Origin of the sequence: Actinacidiphila yanglinensis (assembly GCF_900107965.1) — a bacterium.
GTDB lineage: Bacteria > Actinomycetota > Actinomycetes > Streptomycetales > Streptomycetaceae > Actinacidiphila > Actinacidiphila yanglinensis.
Genome location: NZ_FNVU01000012.1, coordinates 46412 through 72985, shown reverse-complemented (window position 1 = coordinate 72985; position 26574 = coordinate 46412). Strand labels below are relative to the sequence as shown.

General features: G+C 74.7%; 21 protein-coding genes. 13 read left to right on the top strand and 8 right to left on the bottom strand.

Annotated features, from left to right (window positions below):
* The first annotated feature begins 103 nt into the window (after positions 1-103).
* The 6 genes from C4U44_RS25540 (at position 104) to C4U44_RS25515 (ending at position 12890) form a co-directional block, all read left to right on the top strand.
* A complete protein-coding gene (locus C4U44_RS25540; RefSeq protein WP_235032344.1) occupies positions 104-3946 on the top strand; it encodes a S8 family serine peptidase in 3843 nt (1280 codons plus the stop codon).
* Positions 3947-4214: 268 nt separating this feature from the next.
* Complete coding sequence (locus C4U44_RS25535; RefSeq protein WP_103888355.1) at positions 4215-7778, top strand: DNA polymerase III subunit alpha; 3564 nt, start codon at positions 4215-4217, stop codon at positions 7776-7778.
* Complete coding sequence (locus tag C4U44_RS25530; protein WP_235032343.1) at positions 7775-8872, top strand: DNA polymerase Y family protein; 1098 nt, start codon at positions 7775-7777, stop codon at positions 8870-8872. Before C4U44_RS25535 ends, C4U44_RS25530 begins: the two co-directional genes overlap by 4 nt.
* A gap of 124 nt (positions 8873-8996) precedes the next feature.
* Entirely contained in the window at positions 8997-9803 is an 807-nt protein-coding gene (locus tag C4U44_RS25525; protein WP_103888353.1) for an ABC transporter ATP-binding protein, read from the top strand.
* Positions 9800-10795: an ABC transporter substrate-binding protein gene (locus tag C4U44_RS25520; protein WP_103888352.1), complete on the top strand. Its 996-nt coding sequence runs from the start codon at positions 9800-9802 to the stop codon at positions 10793-10795. Before C4U44_RS25525 ends, C4U44_RS25520 begins: the two co-directional genes overlap by 4 nt.
* Positions 10796-10799: 4 nt before the next feature.
* Positions 10800-12890, top strand: coding sequence for an iron ABC transporter permease (locus C4U44_RS25515; RefSeq protein WP_103888351.1), 2091 nt, complete (start codon positions 10800-10802; stop codon positions 12888-12890).
* A gap of 87 nt (positions 12891-12977) precedes the next feature.
* Here the strand turns inward: C4U44_RS25515 and C4U44_RS25510 are convergent, their stop codons facing one another.
* The 4 genes from C4U44_RS25510 to C4U44_RS25500 all read right to left on the bottom strand — a co-directional run bounded on the left by C4U44_RS25510 (position 12978) and on the right by C4U44_RS25500 (position 16511).
* Positions 12978-13748, bottom strand: coding sequence for a DUF3472 domain-containing protein (locus C4U44_RS25510; RefSeq protein ID WP_103888350.1), 771 nt, complete (start codon positions 13746-13748; stop codon positions 12978-12980).
* A 58-nt stretch (positions 13749-13806) separates the two neighbouring features.
* Complete coding sequence (locus tag C4U44_RS25505) at positions 13807-15627, bottom strand: RICIN domain-containing protein (protein WP_103888349.1); 1821 nt, start codon at positions 15625-15627, stop codon at positions 13807-13809.
* A 407-nt stretch (positions 15628-16034) separates the two neighbouring features.
* Positions 16035-16202, bottom strand: coding sequence for a hypothetical protein (locus tag C4U44_RS42010; RefSeq protein ID WP_200823398.1), 168 nt, complete (start codon positions 16200-16202; stop codon positions 16035-16037).
* Positions 16203-16271: 69 nt separating this feature from the next.
* On the bottom strand, positions 16272-16511 hold the full coding sequence (locus C4U44_RS25500) for a hypothetical protein (RefSeq protein WP_235032342.1): 240 nt from the start codon (positions 16509-16511) through the stop codon (positions 16272-16274).
* A 229-nt stretch (positions 16512-16740) separates the two neighbouring features.
* Here C4U44_RS25500 and C4U44_RS42005 point away from each other — a divergent pair, with 229 nt between their 5' ends.
* From C4U44_RS42005 to bla, 6 genes are all read left to right on the top strand, one after another.
* Entirely contained in the window at positions 16741-16917 is a 177-nt protein-coding gene (locus tag C4U44_RS42005) for a hypothetical protein (protein ID WP_200823397.1), read from the top strand.
* A 34-nt stretch (positions 16918-16951) separates the two neighbouring features.
* Positions 16952-18127, top strand: coding sequence for a baeRF3 domain-containing protein (locus tag C4U44_RS25495; protein ID WP_103888348.1), 1176 nt, complete (start codon positions 16952-16954; stop codon positions 18125-18127).
* Between the two features lie 68 nt (positions 18128-18195).
* Positions 18196-18549 (top strand): hypothetical protein, encoded by a 354-nt coding sequence (locus C4U44_RS25490; protein ID WP_103888347.1) that lies wholly within the window; start codon positions 18196-18198, stop codon positions 18547-18549.
* 211 nt (positions 18550-18760) lie between these two features.
* Entirely contained in the window at positions 18761-19129 is a 369-nt protein-coding gene (locus tag C4U44_RS25485) for an SAV_915 family protein (RefSeq protein WP_235032341.1), read from the top strand.
* Positions 19130-19140: 11 nt separating this feature from the next.
* Positions 19141-20664 (top strand): diaminopimelate decarboxylase, encoded by a 1524-nt coding sequence (gene lysA / locus C4U44_RS25480; RefSeq protein WP_103888346.1) that lies wholly within the window; start codon positions 19141-19143, stop codon positions 20662-20664.
* Between the two features lie 138 nt (positions 20665-20802).
* Positions 20803-21789 carry a class A beta-lactamase gene (gene bla, locus C4U44_RS25475; RefSeq protein ID WP_103888501.1) on the top strand — a complete coding sequence of 329 codons (987 nt, stop codon included), beginning with the start codon at positions 20803-20805 and terminating at the stop codon, positions 21787-21789.
* Between the two features lie 36 nt (positions 21790-21825).
* On the opposite strand, the gene C4U44_RS25470 is transcribed toward bla, so the two are convergent.
* Positions 21826-22779, bottom strand: coding sequence for a TIGR03620 family F420-dependent LLM class oxidoreductase (locus tag C4U44_RS25470; protein ID WP_103888345.1), 954 nt, complete (start codon positions 22777-22779; stop codon positions 21826-21828).
* A gap of 550 nt (positions 22780-23329) precedes the next feature.
* Between C4U44_RS25470 and C4U44_RS25465 the strand changes: the two genes are divergently transcribed.
* Positions 23330-24178 carry a transglycosylase SLT domain-containing protein gene (locus tag C4U44_RS25465; RefSeq protein ID WP_103888344.1) on the top strand — a complete coding sequence of 283 codons (849 nt, stop codon included), beginning with the start codon at positions 23330-23332 and terminating at the stop codon, positions 24176-24178.
* Between the two features lie 144 nt (positions 24179-24322).
* Here the strand turns inward: C4U44_RS25465 and C4U44_RS25460 are convergent, their stop codons facing one another.
* From C4U44_RS25460 to C4U44_RS25450, 3 genes are all read right to left on the bottom strand, one after another.
* Positions 24323-24769: a GNAT family N-acetyltransferase gene (locus tag C4U44_RS25460; RefSeq protein ID WP_103888500.1), complete on the bottom strand. Its 447-nt coding sequence runs from the start codon at positions 24767-24769 to the stop codon at positions 24323-24325.
* A gap of 76 nt (positions 24770-24845) precedes the next feature.
* Positions 24846-25721: a universal stress protein gene (locus C4U44_RS25455; protein ID WP_103888343.1), complete on the bottom strand. Its 876-nt coding sequence runs from the start codon at positions 25719-25721 to the stop codon at positions 24846-24848.
* Between the two features lie 148 nt (positions 25722-25869).
* Positions 25870-26556 carry a helix-turn-helix domain-containing protein gene (locus tag C4U44_RS25450; protein WP_160145093.1) on the bottom strand — a complete coding sequence of 229 codons (687 nt, stop codon included), beginning with the start codon at positions 26554-26556 and terminating at the stop codon, positions 25870-25872.
* Positions 26557-26574: the final 18 nt, after the last annotated feature.

The window sequence follows — 26574 nt, the reverse complement described above, 5'->3', positions numbered from 1 at the left end:
CCGTCATGGCGGCGAACCGTCATCCGAAAGCATTCAACGGCGCCGCCCGCCCCCAAAGAATGTGCTGCGTTCCGTATCCCACGCACCATACGGAGGGCACGACTTGAGATCCCCCACCCGGCGACGGCGGGCCCTGACCGCCGTCGGCACCGTACTCGCGGCGACAGCGGCCACCCCGTCCCTCGCGCAGGCCGCCACCGCGACGCCGGCGGCCGCTCCCGCACCGGCGTCCACCACCGCCTCCGCCGCAGGGTCCTCCGGGGCCACCACGAGCACCGTCACCCTCGTCACCGGCGACCGCGTCACCGTCACCACCCTGGCCGGCGGGCACGCGACCGCCACCGTCGCCCGCCCGGCGAACCTCACCGGCGGCGTGCAGACCCGGACCGTCGGCAAGGACCTGTACGTCTACCCGGCCGAGGTGCTGCCCTACGTCGCCGCGGGCGTGCTCGACCGGCGGCTGTTCGACGTCACGGACCTGATCGCCGACGGCTACGACGACGCCCGCACCGGCGCGCTGCCGCTGATCGTGCAGTACGCCGGCACGAAGGCGCGCACCGCAACCGCCACCCCCGACGGCCTGACCGACCGGCGCGACCTGCCGTCCCTCCAGGGCCAAGCGGTCACCGAGGAACGCGCCAAGGCGGCCGCCTTCTGGCAGGACGTGACGCCGCCCGCCGCGCTGGGGCGGGCCACGGCGCGCGCCGCGCGGCAGCAGGCCGCGGGCGACGACCCGGCGCGGGCGAGGAGCGTGAACGACGGGACGGCCGTCTTCGGCGCCGGGATCAGCCACATCTGGCTCGACGGCAAGGTCAGGTCGACCCTCGCCGACAGCACCGCGCAGATCGGCGCGCCCGACGTGTGGCAGTCCGGCACCGACGGCAAAGGCGTGGACGTCGCGATCCTCGACAGCGGCATCGACGCCGCGCACCCCGACCTGGTCGGGCAGGTGGACTCCGCGCAGAGCTTCGTGCCCGGCGAGGACACCACCGACCGCAACGGCCACGGCACCCACACCGCCTCCACCATCGCCGGCACCGGCGCCGCCTCCGACGGCAAGGAGAAGGGTGTCGCCCCCGGCTCGCACCTGCTGGTCGGCAAGGTGCTCGGCGACGACGGCTACGGCGACGAGTCCTGGATCATCGCCGGCATGCAGTGGGCGGCGCAGACCCAGCACGCCCGGGTGGTCAGCATGAGCCTCGGCTCGACCGAACCGAGCGACGGCACCGACCCGATGAGCCAGGCCGTCGACGATCTCAGCGCCTCCACCGGCGCCCTGTTCGTCATCGCCGCCGGCAACTCCGGTGCCGGCGGCATCGGCTCCCCCGGCGCGGCCACCGCGGCGCTGACCGTCGGCGCCGTCGACTCCGCCGACCAGCTCGCCGACTTCTCCAGTCAGGGCCCGCGCTACCTCGACGGCGGCCTCAAGCCCGAGATCACCGCGCCCGGCGTGGACATCCTCGCCGCCCGCTCGCAGTACTCCACCGAGGGCTCGGGGCCGTACGTCACGATGAGCGGCACCTCCATGGCCACCCCGCACGTCGCCGGCGCCGCCGCGCTCGTCGCCGAGAAGCACCCGGACTGGACCGGGCAGCAGATCAAGGACACGCTGGTCAGCACCGCGCACGCGACCCCCGGCATACCCGTCACCGAGGGCGGCAGCGGCCGCCTGGACGCCAAGGCCGCGGTGCTGGGCACCGTGCACGCCTCGGCGACCGCCTGGGCCGGCTTCTACCCGTGGCCGCACACCGCCGACCAGCCGACAGCGAGGGCCGTCACCTACACCAACACCGGCGGCTCCGACGTCACGCTGCACCTGAGGGCCACCGCGAGCGGCGCCGACGGCAGCGACACGTCGGGGGCGTTCACGCTGTCCGCGCCGACCGTCACCGTGCCGGCCGGCGGCAGCGCGTCGGTGACCGTCACCGCCGATCCGGCCAGGGCCCCGTACGGCGCCACCGACGGGCAGGTGGAGGCGGCCACCGCGGACGGCACCGTCGTCGCGCACACCCTGATCGGGGTGGACCGGGAGGACGAGCGCTACAACCTCACCCTGACCACCGCCGACCGCGGCGGCGCCCCGATCGCGGGCACCGCGGTGATCTACCGCACCGGCGACGCCGACCCCTCCCAGGTGGAGGTGCCCGCCGACGGCAAGCTGACCCTGCGCCTGCCCAAGGGCGAGTACTCGGTACTCATGTACGCCGACCTGCCGGGCGCGGCCGGCCCCGACGACCTCGGGCTCGGCGTGCTGTCGGCGCCCCAGGTGCAACTGGACCGCGACCGCACGGCCGCCCTCGACGCCCGCCGGGCGCACCGGGTCTCCTCCGTCACCCCGCGCAGGACCGACGACCGGATGACCCGCGTCGAGTGGAACCGGGTGGCCGGCGGCAGCTCCTTCAACGAGAACTACCTGCTGCCGTCCGCCTACACCAGCGTGTGGGCGCAGTCCACCGCCGAGGTGACCAGCGGCAGCTTCGCGTTCGACACCCGCTGGCGCAAGAGCGCCCCGCCGCTGACCGCCACTGCCTCCCGTCCCGGCCTCCCGGAACCGGACCTGGCCGTCCAGGCCGGCTCCACCCCCCTGCCGGCCGGCCGCAGCAAGCTCCCGGTCGTGTACGCCGGCCACGGCACCGCCGCCGAGTACGCCGGGCTGAACGTCGAGGGCAAGGCGGTGGTGGTCGGCTACGACCGGCAGGCCGACCCGGCAGACCAGCCTGCGGCGGACACCGCGCAGGCCGCGGCCGCGGTCGCCGCCGGGGCCCGCCTGCTGCTGGTCGTCAACGACACCGCCGGCCGCCTGTCCGGCTGGTACGGCGACGACGACTACACGACGCCGAGCCCCATCGAGGTGGCCGGCCTGCAGGCCGGCGCGGGCGCCGCGCTGATCTCGGCGGCCACCCGCGGCGGCCTGGTGCTCGACCTGACCTCGACGCCCACCTCGCCGTACGTCTACGACCTCGTCGAGCGGCACGACGGCGCCATCCCCGACCGCGACCTGACCTACGCCCCGAAGGCCGCCGACCTGGCCCGGATCGACTCCCGCTTCGCCGGCAAGGCCGCCGACGCGGGGGACAACGGGCGCTATGACATGCAGGACTTCGACCGGTACGGCGTCGGCTACCAGACCGTCCAGACCCTCGGCGCCACCCGTACCGACTGGGTCACTCCCGGCGGCACGAAGTTCGGCTGGTACGAGGAGTCCGACGACCCGGTGGTCCAGGAGCGCTCCCTGATCACCCACCCGGTGAAGGGCTCCACCACGCCGAGCGACTGGTTCCTGCCCGTCTACCACCCGCGGATGAACGACAGCCAGTCGCTGCCCGACCGGCAGGGCGACTTCCTCGTCCTGAACGTCCCCGGCTGGGGCGACTCCGGCAGCGGCCACGACGGCTTCGACTCCAACCTGTGGGGCGAGGGCGACAACCTGCACGAGACGGTTACCCTCTACCAGGGCGACACCGAACTCGGCTCCACGATCTACCAGCAGCTCGCCGTGGACGCGCCCAGCAGCGACCCGCTGCCCTACCGGCTGGTCGCCGAGACCGACCAGAGCGGCGTGCTGCCCTTCTCGCCGTCCACCCGGACCGAGTGGGACTTCACCTCCGGCAACGGCTACGCGCTCCTGCCGCTGATCCAGCTCGACTACGGCGTCGCCACCGACCTGTCCGGCAGGGCGCACCGCACCGCGCCGCTGTCCCTGACCGCCTCCCACCTGCCGGGCGTCACCGGGGCCGGCACGCTCACCGCGGCCACCCTCCAGGTGTCCTTCGACGACGGCTCGCACTGGGCGCCGCTGACCCTGCGGCGGCGGGCGGGCGGCAGCTGGACGTCCACGGTGAAGGCGCCGAAGCAGGCCCGGTACGTCTCGCTGCGCGCCACCGCCGAGGACGACGCGGGCAACACCGTCACCCAGACGGTGCTGCGCGCCTACGGGCTCGCATGAGGCCGTGACCCACCGGCGGGGGCGGCGCACCGCTCCCCCGCCGGCACCCCTCCGACCCGGGGCCCGGACGCCGTACGGCGTCCGGGCCCCGGGCGTCTTTCCCGCACGGAACGGGTCCGGACCCCAACTCCCCTGTGTCCGGGCCGAGTCGTGGCCCGCCGGCCTGTCGAGTCGCTGACCTGGGAAAACCGCGTTATGGTTATCGAACGAATGTACGAGACGAGCGCGGTCGTGGGGACGTGGAGGGGTGGAGTGAGGGAGGTGCGCGGTGGTGGGCTTCGCCCATCTGCACGTCGCGTCCGGTTACTCGCCCCGGTACGGCGCCTCGCATCCGGAGGATCTGGTGGCACGGGCGGCCGAGCGCGGCATGGACACCCTCGCGCTCACCGACCGGGACACCGTGACCGGTGCCGTGCGGTTCGCCCAGGCCTGCGCGGCGGCCGGGGTGCGCCCGGTGTTCGGGGTCGACGTGGCCGTCGAGCCACTCGTGCCGCCGGCCCCGGGCCGGCGCCCGCGGACACCGGTGCGCGGCGGCGCGCACGTGGTGGAGCCGCCGCTGCGGGTGGTGCTGCTCGCGCAGGACCGGATCGGGTGGGCGCGGCTGTGCCGGCTGGTGTCGGCCGGGCACGCCGGCGTGGCGCGGGGCGCGAGCCCGGTGGTGCCGTGGGAGGCGCTGCGCGCGTACGGCGGGCCGGGCCTGGTCGTGCTGCTGGGCCCGCTCTCGGAGCCGGTGCGCGCCCTGTCGGCGGGCCGGGAGGACGCCGCGGTCCGGCTGCTGGAGCCGTGGCGGGAGGTGTTCGGGACCGGAGGGGTGCGCATGGAGACGGTCTGGCACGGCCAGGACGGCACCGGGCCGGGGTCGCTGCGGCTGGCCGCCCGTACCCTGGCGCTCGCCGACCGCACCGGGACCCCCGCCGTCCTGACCAACGCCGTCCGCTACGCCGATCCCGGGCAGCACCGGCTCGCCGATGTCCTGGACGCCGCACGGCTGTTGCGCCCGATCGACCGGCGCCGGCTGGATCCGGGCCGGCGGTGGCTGAAGGACCCGGCCGCGATGTCCGACGCCGCGCAGCGGATCGCGGAGGGCGCGGGCGCCGACGAGCGGCGGGCGCGGCGGCTGCTGGCCGACACGGACGCGACCGCGCGGTCCTGCCGGATCGACCCGGCGGCGGACCTCGGCCTGGGCGTGCCGCACTTCCCCGAGGCGCGGGTCGTGGGCGCCGCGGCGGGGCCACGGGGCGCCGCGCGGACGCTGCGGGAGCGGTGCGAGGCCGGGCTCGCCGACCGCGGCCTGGGCCGTGACCGGCCGGCGCGGGACCGGTTGGAGCAGGAACTCGGGGTGATCGGCAAGCTGGGCTACGACGCGTACTTCCTCGCGGTCGGCCAGGCCGTCGCCGACATCCGCGCGCTGGGCATCCGGGTCGCGGCCCGCGGTTCGGGCGCCGGTTCGATGGTCTGCCACGCGCTGCGGATCGCCACCGCGAACCCGCTCGAGCACCGGCTGCTGTTCGAGCGGTTCCTGTCGGTGCGGCGGGCCGGGCTGCCGGACATCGACATCGACGTGGAGAGCGCGCGGCGGCTGGAGGCATACGACGCGATCATCGAGCGGTTCGGGACCGAGCGGGTCGCGGTGACCGCGATGCCCGAGACCTACCGGGCCCGGCACGCCCTGCGGGACACCGGGCTCGCGCTGGGCATCGAGCCCGCCGAGGTGGACCGGATCGCCAAGTCGTTCCCGCACCTGCGGGCCGGCGACATCGGCGGCGCGCTGGCCGAACTGCCGGAGCTGCGGCCGCTGGCGGCCGAGGCGGCGACCGGCCGGTTCGGGCCGCTGTTCGAGCTGGCCGGAGGGCTGGACGCGCTGGTGCGGGGGATGGCGATGCACCCGTGCGGGGTCATCATCAGCGACGCCACCCTGCTGGACCGGCTGCCGGTGCAGCCCACCCCGGCCGACCGGTACCCGATGGTGCAGGCCGCCAAGGAGGAGGTGGAGGCGCTGGGGCTGATCAAGCTGGACGTGCTGGGCGTGCGGATGCAGTCCGCGATGGCGCACGCCGTCGAGGAGGTGGCCCGCGCCACCGGCGAGCGGATCGACCTCGACGACGGCACGCAGGTCCCGCTGGACGACTTCTTCGCGTTCCGGATGATCCAGGCGTCCGACACCGTCGGCATGTTCCAGCTGGAGTCACCCGGGCAGCAGGACCTGCTGTCCCGCCTGCAGCCCCGCGACCCGCAGGACGTCATCGCCGACATCTCGCTCTTCCGTCCCGGCCCGGTGGCCGGCGGCATGCCCGAGCGGTACATCGCCGCCCGGCACGGCGCCGACCCCGCGTACGCCCACCGCGACCTCGGTCCGGTCCTGGCCGACACCTACGGGGTGACGATCTGGCACGAGCAGATCATCATGACGCTCTCGGTGCTGACCGGTTGCGACTACGCCCTGGCCGAGACGGCCCGCCGCGCCCTGGGCGACCGGGAGCGGCTGCCCGGCATCAAGGCGTGGTTCCACCAGCAGGCCGCCGCCCGCGGTTACGACCAGGGCGTCCGCGACAAGGTCTGGGAGACCGTGGAGGCGTTCGGCGCCTACGGGTTCTGCCGCGCGCACGCGGTCGCCTTCGCGGTGCCCGCCCTGCAGTCGGCGTGGCTGAAGGCCCACCACCCGGCCGCGCTCTACGCGGGCCTGCTCGAACACGACCCGGGCATGTGGCCCAAGCGCGTCATCGTCGCCGACGCCCGCCGGCACGACGTGCCCGTCCTGCCCGTCGACGTCAACCGCTCCCGGGTGCGGCACACCGTCGAACCCGTCGAACCCGTCGAACCCGTCGACCCCGTCGAACCCGGTGCGCCGGGTGCACCCGGTGCGCCGGGCGGGTCCGGCAGGCCCGGCCGGTTCGGGGTGCGGCTCGCGCTGGCCGCGGTGCGCGGCATCACCGAGGCGGAGTCCGAGCGGATCGCCGCGGGGCAGCCGTACTCCTCGCTGTCCGACTTCTGGCAGCGCGCCCGGCCGTCCCGGCCGCTGGCCGAACACCTCGCCGGTATCGGCGCGTTGGACGAGCTGCACGATGAACGGTCGACCCGCCGGGACCTGCTGCTGCAGATCGCCGAACTGCACCGGCAGACCCGCAACCGCACCGCCGGCGCCGGCCAGGTCCCGCTCACCGCGGACCCGATCGGCGGCGCCGAGCCCAGCGGGCTGCGGGAGATGACCGGGCGTGAGGCGCTCGGCGCGGAACTCCACGTCCTGGGCATCGACGTCTCCCAGCACCTGATGGAGCACCACCACCGGCTGCTGCGCGAGATCGGCGCCGTCGACGCCGCGCACCTGGCCCGGGTGCAGCCCGGCCGTCAGGTGCTGGTCGCCGGGGTGAAGGCATCCACGCAGACGCCGCCCATTGCCTCGGGCAAGCGCGTCATCTTCGTCACCCTCGAGGACGGCTCCGGCCTGGTGGACCTGGCGTTCTTCGAGGACTCCCACGAGGCCTGCGCACACACCGTCTTCCACTCCGGGCTGCTGCTGGTCCGCGGCACAGTCCAGGTCCGCGGCGGGCGCCGCACCATCGTGGGCACCATGGCCTGGGACCTGGACCGGCTCGCCGCCACCCGCCGCGACCACGGTCCGCAGGCCGCCCTCGACCTCCTCGGCGCCGGCCCGCACTCCGCGCCGACCCCGCCCGGCGAACCCGCGGGGACGGGCGAGCCGGCCGGCGGCCGGACCCTGACGAACGGGACCGCCGGAGCGCGCCTGCACCCCTACGCCGACCTGCAGCCGGCCGGCACCCGCTCCGCCGACCTGCGCCGGCTCGGCCACCGCAGCCCCGGGAGCGCCGGATGACCCCGACGACACCGATGACACGGACGCCCCCGGCGGCACCGCCACTCCCGACGGCTCCAACGGCCCCGGCAGTCGCGGCGACACCGGCACCGCGGCCCACCTTCATCGCCCACCTGCACCTGCACGCCACCCTCAGCGACGACCAGTACGCCGAGATCCTGGAGGCCCTGGCCGACATCACCCCCCGCCTCCAGCCGTTCCCGCCCGACGCCGTCCAGCTCGACATCAGCGGAGCGCTGCGCTACTTCGACCTCGCCCCCGACCACATCGTCCGGATGGCCAACATGCGCCTGGCCGCCCGGTTCGGCATCCGCACCAGCGCCGGTCTCGCCCCCAACCGCATGCTCGCCGCCATGGCCGCCGCCGCCACCCCGCCCGGGCACACCACCCACATCCCCCACGACCCCCGGGCCATCAGCAACTGGCTGCACCCCCGCCCCGTCACCGCCCTGCCCGGCATCGGCCGCAGCACCGCCGACACTCTCCACCACTACGGCCTCACCACCGTCGGCGATGTCGCCGGCCTGCCCACCGCCACCCTCCAGCGCATCCTCGGCGCCGCCCCCGCCCGCCTGCTCGCCGAGCGCGCCCACGGCCACGACCCCCGCCCGGTCACGCCCCAGCCCACCGCCCTGCACCTGACCGCCCATCACACCGCCGACCACGACACCCTCGACCCCGTCGACCACCACCGCGCCGTCCTCCGCCTCGCCGAACAGCTGGGCACCAGCCTGCGCGACACCGACCAGGCCACCGGCCGCCTCACCCTCACCCTCCGCTACGCCGACCGCTCCACCACCACCCGGACCCGCACCCTGCCCGAATCCACCGCCCACACCCCGGACCTCGCCGGCGCCGCCCTCGGCCTGCTCCACTCCCTCGCCCTCCAGCGCGCCCGCGTCCGCGGCTACACCCTGCGCGCCGACCGGCTCCGTCCCGCCGCCGACGCCCACCACCAGCTCTCCCTCGACCCCGTCGACCACCAGGCCCGCGCCGCCGAGCAGGCCGCCGACCGGGCCCGCCGTCGCTTCGGCCCGCACGCCGTCCGGCCCGCCACCCTCGCCGGTCCGGTGCCACCTGCCTTCCCCAACTGATTTAGGTAAGGCTAACCTAAGCCGCGTGAGAGTCGAGGAAGAACCGAACGGCGGCCCGCCGCGGCCCCAACCGCCGCCACCGCAACCGCCACCGCACCACGGCCACGAACTGTCGGCCGATCAGATGACCGTGGCGTACGACGGCGTCGACGTCGTCCACGGGGCCGCGCTCACCCTGCGGCCCGCCGAGGTGACAGCGCTGGTCGGCCCGAACGGCAGCGGGAAGTCGACGCTGCTGCGTACCCTCGCCCGCCTGCAGCAGCCGCGGACCGGCACCCTCACGCTCGACCGCGGCACCGAGGCGGCCGTGGACGGCACCGCGCTGTCCACCCGCGCGTTCGCCCGGCGGGTCGCCCTCCTGACGCAGGGCCGGCCCACACCGAGCGGGCTCAGCGTCCGCGACGTGGTCGAGTTCGGCCGCTACCCGTACCGGGGCCGCTGGGGCCGGCCGGACCCCGGGGGCACCGCCGCCGTGGACCGGGCGCTCGGCCTGACCGGGCTGGAGGAACTGGCCGGACGCGGTGTCGACCACCTGTCCGGCGGGCAGCTCCAGCGGGTGTGGCTGGCCGGCTGCCTCGCCCAGGAGACCGGCGTGCTGCTGCTCGACGAGCCCACGACCTACCTCGACCTGCGCTACCAGGTCGAACTCCTCGACCTGATCCGGGACCTCGCCGACGACCACGGGATCGCGGTCGGCGTGGTCCTGCACGACCTCGACCAGGCGGCGGCCGTCGCCGACCGGGTCGCCCTGCTCCACCAGGGGCGGATCGTCGCCGACGGCACGCCCGAGGACGTCCTGACGCCGCATCGGCTGACGGAGGTCTACGGCATCCGGATCGACGTGGACACCGACCCCGTCACCGGCCGGCCGCGCACCCGCGCGATCGGCCGCCATCAAGCACGAAACGAAAGGCACCGCACTTCCCGATGAGACTCCTCCCCGTCGCCGCGGCCGCTGCCGCGGCACTCGTCCTGGCCGGTTGCGGCACCACCGAGCACTCCTCCGCCGACTCCGCGCCGTCCGGCTCCGCCACCGGTTCGGCCACGGCCGCCGGGCCCGTCACGCTCACCGACGCCGACGGCACCTCCGTGCACCTGGACCATCCCGCCACCCGGGTCGTCGGCACCGAGTGGAACGTCGTGGAGGACCTGGTCACGCTCGGCGTCGCCCCGGTCGGCGTCGCGGACGTCAAGGGCTACCGGAACTGGGACACCGCCGCCCCGTTGACGAACACGCCGAAGGACATCGGCACCCGCGGCGAGCCGAGCACCGATACCATCGCGGCCCTCCAGCCGGACCTCGTCGTGGCGACGACCGACCTGTCCGCGGCGGTGGTCAAGCAGTTGCGCAAGGTCGCCCCGGTCCTCGTGGTGCGGTCCGCCGACGCCTCCGACCAGCTCGGCCTGATGACCCGCGACCTCGACCTGATCGCCCAGGCCACCGGGACGACGGCGAAGGCGGGCACCGTGCGGCAGGCGTTCGACGCGAAGCTCACCGCGGGCCGGAAGGCCCTGGCCGACGCCGGCCTGACGGGCGACAAGGTCGCCTTCGCCGACAGCTACGTGGTCTCCGACCAGGTGTCGATCCGCCCCTACACCAGCGGCTCCCTCGTCGGCGCAGTCAACGAGAAGCTGGGGCTGAAGAACGCCTGGACGGTCAAGGGCGACAAGGACTACGGCCTGGCCACCACCGATGTCGAAGGGCTCACCGGCCTGGGGAACGTGCAGTTCGCCTACATAGAGAACGGCAACGACGGCGGCGACCCGTTCACCGCCCACCTCGGCGGCAACGCCGTCTGGAAGTCGCTGCCGTTCGTGAAGTCCGGCCAGGTGCACCGGCTGCCGGACGGCATCTGGATGTTCGGCGGCCCCGCGTCGATGGAGGCGTACGTCGACGCCCTCGTCGCCGCCCTGGCGAAGTAGCGCCGTGGCCGGCACCGGGACGACCGCGCCGCGCCGCGGGCCCGCGACCGCGCCCGCGTTCACCTCCGGGCCCGCGCCGTCCATCGGGGCGGTCGCGGCGGTGGCCGCGGCCGTGCTCCTCGTCGCCGCCCTCGCCGTCGTCGACATCACCCAGGGCACGGCCGCGGTGGGCGCGAGCGAGGTCGGCAAGGCGCTCATCGGGCACGCCGACCCCGGCGACGCCTCGGTCCTCGTCGCCTCGCGGCTGCCGAGGATGGTCGCCGGCCTCCTGGTCGGCGCCGCGCTCGGCGGCGCGGGGGCCGCGCTGCAGGCGGTGAGCCGCAACGTGCTCGCCGCCCCGGACACCCTGGCGGTGAACGCCGGCGCGTACCTCGCCCTCGGGGTGCTCACCGTCACCGGCGCGTCGATCCCGCTGCTGGCCTCGTCCGGCGTCGCGTTCGCCGGCGGGCTGGCGGCCGCGGCCGTCGTGCTGGGGCTGTCCGGCCTCGGCGCCGGCACGGTCCGGCTGGTCCTGGCCGGCAGCGCCCTCGCGCTCGGACTCGGCTCGGTCACCGACGCGCTGCTCCTGCTCTTCCCCGAACGCACCGGCGGGCTCTACCAGTGGAGCCAGGGCAGCATCACCCAGAACGGGTTCGGCGGCGTCGACCGGATGGCACCGGTCGTCGCGGCCGGCCTGATCGGCCTGCTGCTGGTCGCCCGTCGCGTCGACGCCCTCGCCCTGGGCGACGACGCGGCCCGCGGCCTCGGCGTGCCGGTGCGCGGCACCCGGATCACCGTCGTCGTGCTCACCGCGCTGCTGTCCGCCGCGGCGGTGACCCTCACCGGGCCGATCGGGTTCGTCGGGCTGTGCGCGCCGGCGCTGGTCCGGCCGCTCGCCCGCCGCTGCCGGCCGCTGCTGCGGGCGAGGGCGGCGGTACCGGTGGCCGGACTGGTCGGGGCGGCGCTCGTGCTCGGGTCGGACGTGCTGCTGCGCGCGCTGGTGGGCGCGCAGTCCGCGGTGGCCGTGCCCACCGGGGTCGTCACGAGCCTGGTCGGCGCGGTGTTCCTGGTCGCGATGGCCTTCCGCGCCCGGGAGTCCGGCGCCGCCGCAGAGGACGACCGGATCCGGATCCGTAGCCGGGCGGCGTTCCTGGTCACCCTCGTCGTGCTGGTGGCCCTGCTGGTGGCCGTGGCGATCGCGGGGGCACTCCTCGGCGACACCAAGCTGCTGCTCGGCGATCTCTCCAACTGGGCGCTGGGCCGGGCCGGTCGGGGGGTGACGTTCGTCCTGGACACGCGGGTGCCCCGGGTGCTCGCCGCGCTCCTCGCGGGGGCGGCGCTCGCCCTGTCGGGCACGCTCGTGCAGGCCGTGACCCGCAACCCGCTCGCCGAGCCCGGCGTGCTGGGCGTCTCGGGCGGGGCCGGCTTCGGCGCGGTGCTGCTGGTCACCACGGTGCCGGCCGCGGGCACGTGGAGCATCGCGGGTGCCGCCTTCGCGGGCGCCGCGGCCGCCGCGGCGATCGTCTTCGGGCTCGCCGCGCGCGGCGGGTTCCGGCAGAACCGGCTGGTCCTGGTCGGCGTCGGGGTGTCGGCGGCCGCAACGGCCCTGATCAGCCTGACCATCGTGCTCAGCGACCCGTTCGACGCCACCAAGGCGCTGACGTGGCTGTCCGGTTCGACCTACGGGCGGACCGCGCCCGATCTGGCGCCGGTCGCGTGCGTGCTCGCCGCGGGCACGGTGCTGGCGGTCTGCCGGCGCCGCGAACTCGACCTGGTGGCGCTCGACGAGGACACGCCCCGGCTGCTCGGCCTGCAACTCGCCCGCTCGCGGCCGGCCTTCCTCGCGGTCGCGGTGCTGCTGAGCGCCACGGCGACCGCGGCCGCGGGCACGATCGGCTTCGTCGGGCTGGTCGCTCCGCACGCGGCCCGGGCGCTCGTCGGCCGCCGCCACGTGCGGGTGCTGCCGGTCGCCATGCTGCTGGGCGCGATCCTCGTCTGCGCGGCGGACCTGCTGGGCCGCACCGTGATCGCCCCGGCCCAGCTGGGCGCCGGCCTCATGACGGCGGTCATCGGCACCCCGTACTTCGTCCGCCTGCTGATGCGGACGCGGCGGTAGGGGGCCGACCCGACACCGCCTGACCGCGCCCGTGCCCTCCCCGCTCGTCGAGCGGGGAGGGCACGGGCGTTCCCGGATCGGGAGCGGTCAGGACACGAAACCGCGGGTGATGTGGGTGCCGGAACCGTCGTCGACGGCCTGGTAGCCGGACTGGCCCACGCAATCGCTGTACTCGTAGTCGGCGCGGGCGGTGCCTCCCAGGCCGCCCGCGTCGGTGGTGGTGGGACCGCCGAAGACGGCGTCGGTCCTCGGCATCTGCGCGCAGCTGGGGATGCCGGCGTAGTACTCGACGAAGCCGCCCTGCGAGCCCTGGAGGTTCCCGCTTCCCGCCGGGAGGGTGTACGTGCCGATGTGGGTCGACACGCCGGTGACCGTGTCCTTCGCCGTCCCGGTCCAGGTGTCGGAACCGGACTTGACCACGGTGAGGGCGTACGTGTGGCCGTAGACGCCGTCGAACTCGGCCGCGCAGCTGACGCCGGCCCCGCCGTCGGCTCCGTCGCTGCAGTTCGGGTCGGACGTGGTCGAACCCGCGACGAAGCTGGAGAACACGCCGTGCAACCGCTCGTGGCCACCGCTGTCCGGCCGCGGCTGGAGGCCGGTGTAGCCGACGTCGGAGGCGCCGGTGAAGCCGAACTGCTGGGCGAAGTACGTACCGGACTGATGGGCCGTCGCCGGGTTGACCGTGAAGGGGAAGGTGATGTTGGTCAGTCCGGCCGACGGGGTGCCGGGGATCGACCAGCTCACCGCGACGTTCCCGCCGCCGACCGAGGCGGACGCGGTCGGGGAGGCCGCCAGCACCATCGCCGACGCCGCGCCGGCGAGGGCGGACAGGCGGATCGCTTTCCGTACGGATGCCATGTCGGATCTCGTTTCGTGGGGGGTGGGTGGGGGGCGCGCGGACGTGAGGCGTGGAGCGTCAGGGCCGGACCCGACCGCCGGGGATCAGCGTCAGGGTCTGCTCGGCGGCGGTCCTGGCGCCGCCGACGGCGTTTCCGGTGCGGTCGGTCCAGGCCCGCACGGGTGTGGTCTCCGCCCGCCGCTTGGCGTCGGTGGAGATGCCGAGGACCAGCCCGCTGTAGCGGTTGACCAGCCGGTACCCGCCGGTCCTGGCGCCGCCGGGGGTGGTGGCGGGGATCAGGAACCACTGCTGGCCGACGGTCGGCCCGGCGGAACCCAGCGGCGTCACGGTCGGCTTGGTCCCCCAGGCCCGGGTGCGGGTCGAGCCGGAGTCGACGCCCAGGGCCCGGCCGGTGGCAACGCTGGTGATCCGGTAGGAGCCGTCGCCGTCGGACGTGAACACCCAGCCCTGCGCGGCCGATCGGGCCGCGGCGGGCAGCGAGGTGGTCCCCGCGCCGCGGCCGGCCTCGGCGAGCACCCGGCCGGCGCCGCTCGCGATCGTGTAGGTGCGGTGCGGGTCGACCGGGGACGCGGCGGGCGCGGACGCGTCGATGGTGACGTTGGCGTACTGGCCGTCGGCGTTGCCCGCGCAGGCGATCGAGCAGTAGGCGCGGAAGCTCTTGCCGACGATGGTGGAGCTGGTCTTGTTGGCGCTGTCGAGGAGCCAGCGGTACCAGGACGCGGTGGTGTAACCGCCGGTGTCGCCGATCAGGGTCCACTTCTGCGTGGCCAGGTCGGAGGTGGCGTAGAACTGCTGCGGTGCGTTGCCGCTCTGGTCGACCGCCTGCGGCTCGCCGATGTACAGCCCGAGGTAGGCGTCGTAGGAGATGTCCATCGCGAACAGCGGCGAGGTGGCGGGGGCGGTGCCGGCCGCGACCTGCTGGCTGACGGTGCCGGTGCCGGCCGGGTCGTACTCGGCCGACGGGGGCGTGTAGCCGGTGGTGCTGGTGGAGGTCACCGGCACGATGTTGCTCTCCTTGCCGCCCGTGCCGGGCTGCGACCAGGAGCCGTCGTACCACTTCTGCCAGGAGCCCGGCGCCATCTTGCCCGAGAGGGGGGCGCGGGCCACGTGCTCGTAGAACGCCTTCCAGCTGCCGTTCTTGTCCACCGCGCGCGAGCCGTAGTAGACGTAGAAGTACCCGGAGGCGGTGTCGACGAAGAGCCGCTGGTCACCGTCGCCGTAGTAGTAGGTCTGCTGGGGGAAGGCCGCGTTGTCGCCCCGCTTCGTGCTGTACGGCGAGGTGAGCGCGTGGCCCTTGATGGTCCATGTCCGGCCCTGGTCGGTGGACTCGGCGTAGTCGATCGCGTCGTAGTGGATGCCGTCGCCGAAGGGCTGCGGGGTGAACTCGTTGTGCACCAGGCCGTACCAGTTGCCGGTGTCCGGGTCGACCCAGGTGCCGAGCAGGTCGCAGAAGTTCTTCTGGGTGTAGCCGGAGCCGGCGGGCGCGGGGGTCGCGGTGAGCCCGGTCGGGCTGTTGTCGCACCGCCACGTGGTGTCGTCGTTCCGGTCCTGCGGGTTGGCGGGGTTGACCGCGTCGCTGATCGCGGTGGAGCGGGTCGCGGTCTCCAGGTTCGTGCCGCTGAAGAAGTCCCAGTACCGGGGGCCCTCCGGGCCGTACTCCCCGTCGGACTGCTGGAAGTAGTACGTGCCGTCCTTGTCGACGAAGGAGCTGGCCGGGGTGTCGGTGGGATGGGCATAGGTGCCCGTCGTCCCCACCGAGACCGTGTACCCGGTGGCTTCGGCCGGAGCCGCGGACGCCGACGACGCGGCCGACGCGCCGGCGCCCACCAGGGCGACGGCCAGCAGAGCCGCGGCCAGTCTTTTTCGGGGATGTGACATGCCAGTCCTTCGTCTCGGTGCCAGGCGCGGTCGGGTGAAGTTGCCGGGAACCTTAGCCCGTTGGCATCGATAACACTAGAGCTGCCGCGACGTGGAACCCCGGCGGACGCCGCACTTCGGCATGACGCCAGCGGGGCATGACTGGCCGAAACGGTACAAGTCCCGGTGTCGTCAAAGGTATCGCGCGAGGCCGTCGACCGGGTGTCGGACTCCACTCGGGGCCCCGAACAGGGGGCGGGTGTGGCATCGATAACACCGATGGCGTCAACTGCCCGTCGCCGCACCGGCGGGGACAGCACGAAGCGCACCGCCTTCCGGCGATGCGCCTGCTCGGCGGGCCCGCGCCCGCCCGCCCCTATCCGTCCGCGGCCTCAAGCGGCGGGCGGCCGGCGGCCGCCCGCGCGGGGCTACTCGTCCCGCTCGAAGTCCGCTTCCCACGTCTCCTTGTGGAGTGCCCGCTGGGCCGCGAAGTACAGGTCGTGGACGTAGGTCCTGGCCTTCTCGGGCGACAGGGCGGGCGCCTCCTCGCGGAGCCGCTCGGACCACTCGGAGATGTTCTTGTCGTCGTTGTTCATGTCGCCATTTCCTCCTCGGTGGCCGGTGTGGGCCGCCGCCCCTCGGCCGCCGCCCTCAACTGCCGTCCTTCACCCGCGGTCGCGGCTCCCGCCCGGTCCGGACCGCCCGCGCCGCCCGGACCGCCGGCCGGACGCCGGCCGGTCCGCGGGCAGGCCCGCGTCGCTCCGGTCCTCCTCGGTGAGCTCCACGAGCTCGTCCTCGTCCGGGCGTTGCGGCATCCCGCGCCCGTGTCCGGAGTCCGGGTTTCCCTCGACGGCCTTGTTCGACTTGTGGTGATGCGCCATCGTTCCTCCGCCCACCTTCACCATGCGTCGTCGGCTCCTTCGCAGGAGGGGCACCCATTCACTCAAACGCGATACCGCGCGGGTCGCAAGCCGGGCACGGGCGGCGTCCGGACAGGGCCGTCAGGGCCCGGCTCCGGTCGCCCGCAGCACGGAATCCGGCCAGGTCGCAGCGGCAGCGGGCGCGGCGTAGCGTGGAGAGGAGGAACGGACGGAAAGCCGCGGAGAGGCTTCCCGGACGTGAGGAGCTGAGGGCATGGGCAAGAGGACCCCGGCCGGTGGACAGCACGGCCTGGCGGCGCGCGGGCAGGGGAAGTTGCTCTACTTCCACACCCAGATCGCCCATGCGGTGCGGCACTCCAAGGAGCAGCTGCCCCGCGGGGACCACCGTCCGCACGACCACCGCCGGCCCGACGGCCACTGGGCTCCCTGACCGGTCGCGTCCGGTGACGACTGCGAGGTCGAAGGTGTACACGTCTGACCTGACCCGCGAGGTGCTGGCCGATCTGCGCGCCCCCCGGACGTATCCCGCGATCACGCTGGCGATGCCGACCGATCCGCACGCTCCCTTCGGGGAAAGCGACCGGATCCTGCTGGGCGACCTCCTCACGCAGGCCAGGCGGCGGTTGGCGGACGATCCGGACGTGGCACGGGACACGCGGCTGGAGTTGCGGGACCGCAAGCTGGTGCCCGAGGTGATCGAGGACGCGGGCGGCCCCTTCCACCCGGGCGACGCGCTGGTGGTGTACGCGGCCGCGGGAGAGCCGGTCCAGGTCTGGCAGTTGACGTCGCCGCCGGTCGCGCCGCGGGTGGAGTTCGGCACGTCGTTCCTGACCCGGTATCAGGTCGCCGCCGAGCAGCGCGCCCAGCCGTACCTGGTGCTCGTCCTCGACCAGGAGATGTGCCGCCTCCACCTCGGATCGGCCGGGGCACTGACGGAGATCCGGGGGCACGGTTTCCCGGACGCGCCGCAGATCCCGTCGCCCGAGGACTCGTTGCCCGGGCCCATCCCCCACGCGGCGCCCTACGAGGACCACGGGGAGCGGATCCGGCAGTACCTGAAGACGGTGGACGCGCGCCTGGACGAGGTGCTCAGGGACCACGCGGGCCGGCCGGTGTTCGTGATCGGCAGCGGGAAGATGCTGTCGGCGTTCACCGACCTGACCCGTCACGGCGACGTGATCGCCGGGACGTTGCCGCTGACCGGCATGGACACCCGTCCACCGGCGGATCTGGCGGACCGGCTGGAGCCGCTGCTCGTCGGCTTCCGCGCGCGCCAGGTCGGCGGGGCCGTCGCCGACCTGGACGCCGCCCGCGCCCGCGGCACGTACGCGGGCGGGGCGCCCGAGGTGTGGACCGCGGTCGCCGACCAGCGGGTACGGCGGCTGGTGGTGGAGGACGATCTCGTCGTCGCGGGCCGGGTCGGCGCGGACGGCCGGGACCTGGACGTCGTGCCGTTCCCGCAGCCCGTGACGCTGCCCGCGCCGGGGTGGGACCAGGGGCCGTCGCCCCGGGCGGCCGGGGTGGCCACCGACATCGTCGAGCAGCTGGTGGAGAACGCGATCCTGGCGGACTCCCGGGTGCAGTTCGTGCCGGAGGGAACGCTGCCGGACTGCGGCGCGGGGGCGGTGCTGCGGTACTGACAGCGGTACGCACGGGGACGCACGGGGGACGCACCGACGCCGTACCGCGCCACGGAAGGGGCTGCGCGATGACCGACCCGGTATGGAAGAAGGACCCCGAGGAGCACGACTTCCCGGCGGCCGTGGACTACCTCGAACTGCTGATGCCCGCCGAGCAGGCGCAGGAGGCGGTGCAGCGCCTCAAGGGGGCGCCGACCACCGCCAAGAAGGCCAAGGACATCCTGCGCGCCTCGGGCCTGGAGCTGCTGCCGGCGGAGAACCCGCACGTCGCGCACGACATCAAGAAGGCCGTCACGGGCCAGAAGCTGTCCCCGATCCTGCTGCTGCGCGGGCAGCCACTGGTGATCGCGGACGGCTACCACCGCGTCTGCGCCATCCACTACCTCTCGGAGGACCTGGACGTCCCCTGCCGCCTGGTCTGACCAGGGCCGGGGCGGGAGCCGGAGCCGGGGACAGGGCCGAGCCCCGGGCCCGGACCGGCCGGGACCGTCAGCGTCGTGTCAGGGCGGCGGCCTCCGGCGTCAAGCATGCGTCAGTGCGGGACGGCCCTCCGCGCCTGCGGGAATAGCGTCGATGAGGCATCCACGGCGTCCAGCCGGGATGCGGTCGATGTTCTGTACCTGGAGGAACACTGTGACTGTCACCTGTCACGCGGAGGATCCCGAGCCTGCCGAACGCTTCCCGGCCGGACCCTTGTTCGTCCCCGTCCGGCCGGGACCCGGGGGCTGTTCCGCGCGGTTCTTCCGCACTCCGCTGGGAGCCCGTACGGCGGTCGGTTTCACCTCCCGGGAGCGGCTGTCGGCCGCCCTGGGCGCCGAGCAGGCGTGGATCCGGCTCTCCGAGCCGGCGCTGCGCGCGCTCGCCGAGCCGCTGGGGGTCGGGCTCCTCACCGTCGACCCGCAACTCTCCGCGCCCGCCGCCGTCGCCGTGCCCGCGGACCCCGCGGCCGGCTGGCACGACTGGGATCCGCGGCACCTGGGTGTCGCGCGGGCGATCGGCTGAAAGGCGCTGACATGTACGTTTCCTCTCCTGCTTCTCCCACCTCCCCGACCTCTCCGGGTGCGCCGTCCTCACCCGCCTCCCGGCCGGCCCCGGCAACCGGGACGTCCCGGACCTCACGGGTCCCGCGGACCTCCGCGGCCCACCCGACCGCCCCGGTCCTGCCGGTCCCGGCACCCGCCCAAGCCCCGGCGGGCGAGCCGGCGCCGGGCCTCGACGACTCCGGCCGGCTGCCCGTGTGGCCGGCCTCCACGCGACTCTCCGAGGGCGGCGGGAGCAAGGGCGACGGTGACGTCACCGTCGGCGGCGTCTCCCTCGTCGAGGCCGCGGACCGGTTCGGCACCCCGCTGTACGTGCTGGACGAGGCCGAGGTCCGCGCCCGCTGCCGCGCCTACCGCGCCGCCTTCCCCGACGCGGAGATCCTCTACGCCGCGAAGGCGTACCTGTGCCGCGCCGTCGCCCGGTGGGTGACGGAGGAGGGCCTGGGGCTCGACGTGTGCTCGGCCGGCGAGCTGGGCCTGGCCTTCGCGGCAGGCGTACCGCCCGAGCGGATCGTGCTGCACGGCAACGCCAAGAGCCCGGAGGACCTGCACACCGCGGTCCGGCTCGGCGTGGGGCGGATCGTCCTCGACAGCATGTCGGAGATCGCCCGGCTGGCCGCGATCGTCCCGCACTCCGACCGCCAGCAGGTCATGGTGCGGGTCGTGCCGGGCGTCTCCGCGGGCGGCCACACCGGTATCCGCACCGGCACGGAGGACCAGAAGTTCGGCCTGTCCATCACCGACGGCTCCGCGCAGCACGCGGTGGAGCGGATCCTCGGCCAGCACCACCTGGAACTCGTCGGCCTGCACTGCCACATCGGCTCGCAGATCGACTCGGTCGCGCCGTACGTCGCCGCGGTCCGCCGGATGGTCGGGCTGATGGCGCGGATGCGCAGCCAGCACGGCGTGGAGTTCCGGCAGCTGGACATCGGCGGCGGCCACGGCATCGCCTACCGCCCCGAGGAGAAGCCGCTCGACCTCGCGGCCCTCTCCGAACGCGTGCGGGCCGAACTCGCCGACGGCTGCGCGCGGGCGAAGCTGCCCGTGCCCCGCCTGACCCTGGAACCGGGGCGCGCCGTCATCGGGCCGGCCGGGGTGGCCCTGTACCGGGTGCTCTCGGTCAAGCGGACCTCGGGGCACACGTTCGTCGCCGTCGACGGCGGCATGGGCGACAACCCCAGGCCGGCGCTGTACGGGGTGCGGTACGAGCCGCGGCTCATCGGGCGCCGCTCCACGGCCGCCCCGGCCCCCGCCACGGTGGTGGGCCGGCATTGCGAGGCGGGCGACATCCTGGCCGACGGGGTGCCGCTGCCCGGCGACGTGCACCCCGGCGACCTGATCGCGGTGCCCGCCGCCGGCGCCTACCAGCTGTCCATGGCCTCGGACTACAACCTCGTCGGCCGCCCGCCGGTGGTCGCGGTCAAGGACGGGTCCGCCCGGGTCCTGGTGCGCCGCGAGTCGCTGGACGACATGAGCCGCCGGGACGTCGGCCTGTAGCGGGTCGCCCGCGGGACGACCCGGTCGGCACCGCCCGCGGGCCGGCCGCGGTCGAAGATGTGCGTGCTCCGGGCGCCACAACGCCCGGAGCACGCCAGGTCTTTGACCGGGCCGGCGCACCGGCCCACAGTGGTGCTCATGCATCATGCGAAACACCGGACACGCGCGTCCGCGAGCACCCTGCTGGCACTCGCCGCGCTCCTGGCCGCGTGCGGAGGTGGCGGCGGGAGCGGCGGCGGCAGCTCTTCCGGGGCGGCCCATGCCGCGCCGTCGGCCGGCGCGGCCACCTCCGACCCGGCCACCTCGGCACCGGCCTCCTCCGCCCCGGACGGCGCGAGCCGTTCCCTCGCGGCGCTCGAATCGCGTTTCCACGCCCACGTCGGCTTGTTCGCGCTCGACACCGGGTCGGGCCGCACCGTCGCCTACCAGGCCGACCGGCGCTTCGCGCACTGCTCGACGGTCAAGGTGCTCGCCGCCGCCGTGCTGCTGAAGCGGGAGAGCGACGCGGGGCTCGACCGCGTCATCACCTACCCGTCGTCGGACCTGGTGACGTACTCCCCCGTCACGTCGAAGCACGCCGGAACGGTCACGGGCAAGGGCATGCCGCTGCGGGACGTCATCGACGCCGCGCTGCGGTACAGCGACAACACCGCCGAGAACCTGATGCTTGATCAGCTCGGCGGCCCGCCCGGGCTGCAGAAGGCCGTGCACGCCCTCGGGGACACCACAACCCGCGTGGACCGGCCGGAACCTGCGCTCAACGACGCCACGCCCGGGGACGTCCGTGACACGAGCACCGCCGGCGCGCTCGGCGCCGACCTGCGCCGTCTGCTGCTCGGCGACGTCCTTCCCGCCGAACGCCGGTCGCTGCTGGTCGACTTGATGGTGCGCAACACCACGGGAGGCCCGTACGTGCGGGCCGGCGTCCCCGCGGGATGGAAGGTCGCCGACAAGACCGGCAGCGGCGGGTACGGCACCCGCAACGACATCGCGGTGGCGTGGCCGCCGCACGGCTCGCCCGTGGTCATCAGCGTGCTGACCGACCGCGGCGCGACCGACGCGGCGTCCGCCGACGCGCTCGTCGCGGACGCCACGAAGGCGGCGCTCACGGAACTGGGGAGCTGACCGCACCCGGCACCGCGATCCGGCGGCCCGCCCGGTTCAGCCGGTGCCGGTCAGCGCCGGGGCGAGCTCCTCCAGCCGGTCCACGCCCGCCGCGAAGTCCACACCGGGTTGCAGCAGCAGCACCACGTGATCGGCGCCCGCGGCCAGGTGGGCGCGGGCGCCGGCGGCGATGGCGTCGGGGCCGCCGTGGGCGACGACCGCGTCCACCAGCCGGTCGCTCACCCCGCCGGTGCCGGACGCCGGGAAGCCGAGCCGGGCGACGCCCGCCGCGTACGCGGGCCGGGCGAGTGCGGCCGCCACCCGCTCGCGCGCGGCCTCCCGCGCCCGGCCGTGGTCGGCGTCCGGGATCACCTGCATCCCCACCACCAGCAGCCGGTCCGGGCCGAGCACCTGCCTGGCCCGGGCAGTGAACTGCGGGGGCAGCCCGGCGGGAAGCGCCCCGTCGGCGATCTCCCCCGCCAACTCCAGCATCCTCGGCCCGTTCGCGGCGACGATCCGGAGGTGGTCCGCGTCGGGCGCGGCCGGCCGGGTGGGGGCGTCCATCCGCTCCAGGTAGCCGCGCATCGTGGCCAGGGGGCTGCCGAACTCCCGGCCGACGGCGGCCGCCTGCTCCGGGTAACCGCCGCCGATCCCGAGCACGAACCGCCCCGGGTATGCCTCGGCCAGCTGCGCGGCCGCGGCGTGCAGCGTCTGCGGTGGCCGCGCCCAGAGGTTGGCGATGGCTGTGCCCCACACCATGCGCCGGGTGGCCGCGAGCAGCAGCGCGGACTGGACGAGGGCGTCCTTGCCGCCGACCACCTCGTTGGTCCAGGCGGCGCGGTAGCCGGCGCGTTCCAGCCGGACCGCGGCGGCCACCTGCGCGGTGACGGGCGGCAGCGCGGTGAACGACACCGGCAGCACCGCGCCGACCGGTCCGAGCGCGCGGCGCGCGGCGGCGACCACGCCGGCCCGGACGGGGTCGAGGGGCTGGACGGTCTGCACGGTTCCCATGGCGGGCCTCCTCGGAGCGGGCCGGCGGGCGGCGTACCGGCCGGCGACCTCCACCCTGCGGACACCCCGCCCCGGGCGTCCAATGAATGTTTCGCACCACGCGACCCGGTCCGCGCAACACCGCAGGTGGCGACGCCGAGGAGCCGCCACCTGCCGCCCGCGCGCCGCGCACCTTCGACCAGTGGGCGCGGCGGCACGACGCGAACTTCCGGGCGTGGCGGCCACCCCATTCCGGGCCCGCGGGCAAGGCCCTTTTCCGGGTCCCGGCGGGCCCGGAAAAGGGCCCGAAAACCGGGACCCTCCGCAATTCCGCGCCTACACCGGGTGACAGCCGAGAGGGTGCTCTGTGATCCCCTCGATATAACCCACGTCACAAACTAATCGCCTTAGTAGCCCTTCCACCCCGCCCGCCGCCTTGCCATGCGGATGCACAGGACCCCTTTTCCTCTTCCGGCCCCACCTACGGGAATGTCCGTAGATGGGGCTTTTGACCGTTGAATCCGGAACCTCTAACAATTCACAGGTCCCCAACGGAAGAGGTAAACCCGCAATGCAGTTCTCCACGGTCACCAAGAAGCTCCCCGGCGTCTCCTCGTTCAACCGGCTGTCCAAGAAGCACAAGGTCACCGCTGCCGGCTCCACCGCCGCAGCCGCGGTCCTGCTGGCAGTCGTGGGCGTGGAAGCGACCGCCGGGGCTGGATCGGCGACCGCGGCGAGCGACGCCACCACCGGGTTCAGCGTCTCCGCCGGCAAGCCGGTACAGCAGATCAGCGCGCAGTCCAGCCTGGCCCCCACCAAGGCCGTCAAGGACGCCGCTCAGCACAAGGCCGACCTGGCCGCCGCCGCCAAGCAGCGCGTGGCCGAGGCCGCCCACAAGGCAGCGGTGAAGAAGGCCGCGGCCGAGCACAAGGCGGCCGCCCACAACGCGGCCGTGCACGAGGCAGCGGTGAAGAAGGCCGCTGCCGCCAAGAAGGCCGCGGCGGCGAAGAAGGCGGCCGCGACCAAGGCCGCCGCCAAGAAGCACGCCGCGGCGAAGAAGGCCGCAGCCGTGAAGGCGAAGCCCGCCGCGAAGCACTACGCCAACAACCTGGACGGCTGGATCCGCCAGTCGCTGGCCATCATGCACGCGAAGCACATCCCCGGCAGCTACGAGGGGATCCACCGCAACATCATGCGCGAGTCCAGCGGTAACCCGAAGGCGATCAACCTGTGGGACATCAACGCCCGCAACGGCATCCCCTCGAAGGGTCTGCTCCAGGTGATCAACCCGACGTTCTCCACCTACCACGTGTCCGGCACGTCCTGGAACATCTACAACCCGGTCGCCAACATCACGGCCGCCTGCAACTACGCGGCGGACCGGTACGGCTCCATGGACAACGTGAACTCCGCGTACTGATCCGACCACGGTCCGGCAGTCACGCATGAACGCGCCGAAGGGCGGCGACCCCACCGGGTCGCCGCCCTTCGGGCTGTCCGGGGCGCGCTCACCCGCGGGCGGGCCGCTCCGGTCCGCCCGCGCCGACCGGGGGCCGGACCACCGTCACAGCGCCAGCTTGAACCCGTGGTGGCTGCGCACGAAGCCGAGCGACTCGTAGAAGCGGTGCGCGTCGGCGCGGCGGGTGTGGCTGGTCAGCTGGACCAGGCCGCAGCCGCGGTCGCGGGCCCGCTCGACCGCCCAGGCCACCATCTCGCGGCCGAGGCCGCCGCCGCGCCGGTCGGCCCGTATCCGCACCGCCTCGATCAGCGCGCGCTCCTGGCCGAGCCGGGGCAGCCCGGGGATGTAGGTGAGCTGGAGGCAGCCGAGGAGCGCGCCGCCGGGCCCTTCCAGGACGATGATCTCGTTGCGGTCGTCCGCCGCGATCGCGGCGAACGCGCGCTCGTGGGCGTCATCGATCTCGACGCTCCCGGGGTCCACGACGTCCTCGTCGCCCTCCAGGAGTGCCAGGACGTCGGGCAGGTCACGCCGGGTCGCGGTGCGGTAGGTCATGGGGCCGAGCATGCCAGCACGGGCTTCCCTGCGAACAGCGGGTTTCCCGGGTGCCGCGGGCCGTGCGCGGGGCGCGTCAGTCGTGCGGGACCACCGCGACCGGGACCACGGCGTGGTGCAGCACCGAGTGCGACGTCGAGCCGAGGTGGGCCGAGATCCGGGTGCCGCGCGGGCGGCGGCCGATGACGAGCAGGGCCGCTTCCGCGGAGGCGCCCAGCAGGTGCCGGTCGGCGTCCCCGACGATGGTCTCGCCGACGACGTGGGTGTGCGGGTACTTCTCCCGCCAGGGCGCCAGCGCTTCGGCGAGCGCGCCGGTCTCGTGGGCCTGGAGTTCCTCCCGCGCCTCGGGGTCGGCGCTCGCCGGGCCGAGACCGTACGGCAGCGGCGCGTTCCATCCGTGCACGACGCGGAGGGTGGCCAGGCGGCGGGCGGCGGCGTCGAAGGCGAACCCGACGACGCTGTCGCTGGGCCGGTCCAGGTCCAGGCCGAGCACCACCTCCGTGCCGGCGCCCGAGCCGCTGGGCGCCCCGGCCCCGGCCGGCCCTCCGGCCCTGACCAGCACCACGGGCACCGGCGCCTGCCCGACGACGGTGAGCGGGACCGAGCCGAGCAGGAACCCGGCGGCGGCACCGGCGCCCCGGGAGCCCAGCACCAGCAGTTCGGCCTCGTCGGCCGCCGCGAACAGCACCGGCAGCGGCTGCCCGACCACCTGGTCGACGTCGATCCGCGCGCCGGGGTGGGCCCGGCGCAGGTCCTCGGCGAGGGCGTGCGGGGACCACGCGTCGTCGTCCGGGGGGCGCCGCGGGTCGGTGGAGGTCAGCCCCGGCGGCGGGGCGGCGGCGTTCACCAGGCGCAGCGGCGCCTGCCGCCGTACCGCCTCGCGCGCCGCCCAGTCCGCAGCGGCCAGACTTGCCGGGGAACCGTCGACTCCGACGGCGACCGTACGGCGCATGGTGCCCGCCTCCTTCCGCGCGGCCCTTCGCCTGTCGCCTACCCGGCCCGGCGCCGGGCATGGGCGCCGGGGGGCGAGGCGGCGAGCGGCCCCACCACGGGGGCAGCCGGCTTGGCGACGGTTGCGGGGCGGTGCCGTCGTAGGGCGGTCACAACAGGCCGATCCGCCGCCCGCTGACGTGGTCCGGGCAGATCCGCACCCACAGGGGCACGTCGTCGCCGGTCCACGGCCCCGTGTCGTGGTGCTCGGTGAGGCGGTGCGCCACCGCGGGGTCGTCGATGTGCTCGGCGACTCCGGTGACCAGGACGCTCCAGCCCTGGCTGACGTGGTCGTCCACCCGGTCCACCTCGAAGGAGACCGCCGCGCCGGCCTCGGGGGCGGCCTCGCTGTCGCGGGCCGTGCGGTACACGATCGACTGCGTGTCGGACGGTTCCACGTCGACCGCGTAGTTGACCGGGATGACGGCCGGGCTGGGCTCGACCGGCAGCGCGACCCGGCCGACGCCCCGCGAGCCGAGCCGGTCCCAGCACTCGGGCACCGTGAGGTGGTGCAGGGCGGGGTGCTCGACCGGGTCGCCCTGGCCGGGGGGCAGGGTGATGCGGCCCTCGATCAGGTCCTCGTAGGACAGATGGAGGGCGGCCGCGATCCGGACGAAGCCGCCTGGATCGAAGTCGACACCCGCGCCGAGCAGGTGCTGGAGGTAGCGCGGCGCCATGCCCGCCTGGGTCGCGAGAGCGCCCTCGCTCAGGCCGAGCTGGAGCCGGCGCTCGGCGACCCGGCGGGCGAGGACCCGCGGATCGGGTGGCCGCGTGATGGGTTCGGCGTTGCTGTACATGCCGGTCCTCCCTCCTGC

What these genes read in the sequence shown, in the direction of transcription:
- C4U44_RS42010 (WP_200823398.1), bottom strand. Translation starts at nt 16,202, where the DNA reads ATGAACAACGACGACAAGAACATCTCCGAGTGGTCCGAGCGGCTCCGC.
- C4U44_RS25530 (WP_235032343.1), top strand. Translation starts at nt 7,775, where the DNA reads ATGACCCCGACGACACCGATGACACGGACGCCCCCGGCGGCACCGCCA.
- C4U44_RS25500 (WP_235032342.1), bottom strand. Translation starts at nt 16,511, where the DNA reads ATGGTGAAGGTGGGCGGAGGAACGATGGCGCATCACCACAAGTCGAAC.
- C4U44_RS25525 (WP_103888353.1), top strand. Translation starts at nt 8,997, where the DNA reads ATGACCGTGGCGTACGACGGCGTCGACGTCGTCCACGGGGCCGCGCTC.
- lysA (WP_103888346.1), top strand. Translation starts at nt 19,141, where the DNA reads ATGTACGTTTCCTCTCCTGCTTCTCCCACCTCCCCGACCTCTCCGGGT.
- C4U44_RS25450 (WP_160145093.1), bottom strand. Translation starts at nt 26,556, where the DNA reads ATGTACAGCAACGCCGAACCCATCACGCGGCCACCCGATCCGCGGGTC.
- C4U44_RS25455 (WP_103888343.1), bottom strand. Translation starts at nt 25,721, where the DNA reads ATGCGCCGTACGGTCGCCGTCGGAGTCGACGGTTCCCCGGCAAGTCTG.
- C4U44_RS25510 (WP_103888350.1), bottom strand. Translation starts at nt 13,748, where the DNA reads ATGGCATCCGTACGGAAAGCGATCCGCCTGTCCGCCCTCGCCGGCGCG.
- bla (WP_103888501.1), top strand. Translation starts at nt 20,803, where the DNA reads ATGCATCATGCGAAACACCGGACACGCGCGTCCGCGAGCACCCTGCTG.
- C4U44_RS25505 (WP_103888349.1), bottom strand. Translation starts at nt 15,627, where the DNA reads ATGTCACATCCCCGAAAAAGACTGGCCGCGGCTCTGCTGGCCGTCGCC.
- C4U44_RS25490 (WP_103888347.1), top strand. Translation starts at nt 18,196, where the DNA reads ATGACCGACCCGGTATGGAAGAAGGACCCCGAGGAGCACGACTTCCCG.
- C4U44_RS25470 (WP_103888345.1), bottom strand. Translation starts at nt 22,779, where the DNA reads ATGGGAACCGTGCAGACCGTCCAGCCCCTCGACCCCGTCCGGGCCGGC.
- C4U44_RS25520 (WP_103888352.1), top strand. Translation starts at nt 9,800, where the DNA reads ATGAGACTCCTCCCCGTCGCCGCGGCCGCTGCCGCGGCACTCGTCCTG.
- C4U44_RS25460 (WP_103888500.1), bottom strand. Translation starts at nt 24,769, where the DNA reads ATGACCTACCGCACCGCGACCCGGCGTGACCTGCCCGACGTCCTGGCA.
- C4U44_RS25465 (WP_103888344.1), top strand. Translation starts at nt 23,330, where the DNA reads ATGCAGTTCTCCACGGTCACCAAGAAGCTCCCCGGCGTCTCCTCGTTC.
- C4U44_RS42005 (WP_200823397.1), top strand. Translation starts at nt 16,741, where the DNA reads ATGGGCAAGAGGACCCCGGCCGGTGGACAGCACGGCCTGGCGGCGCGC.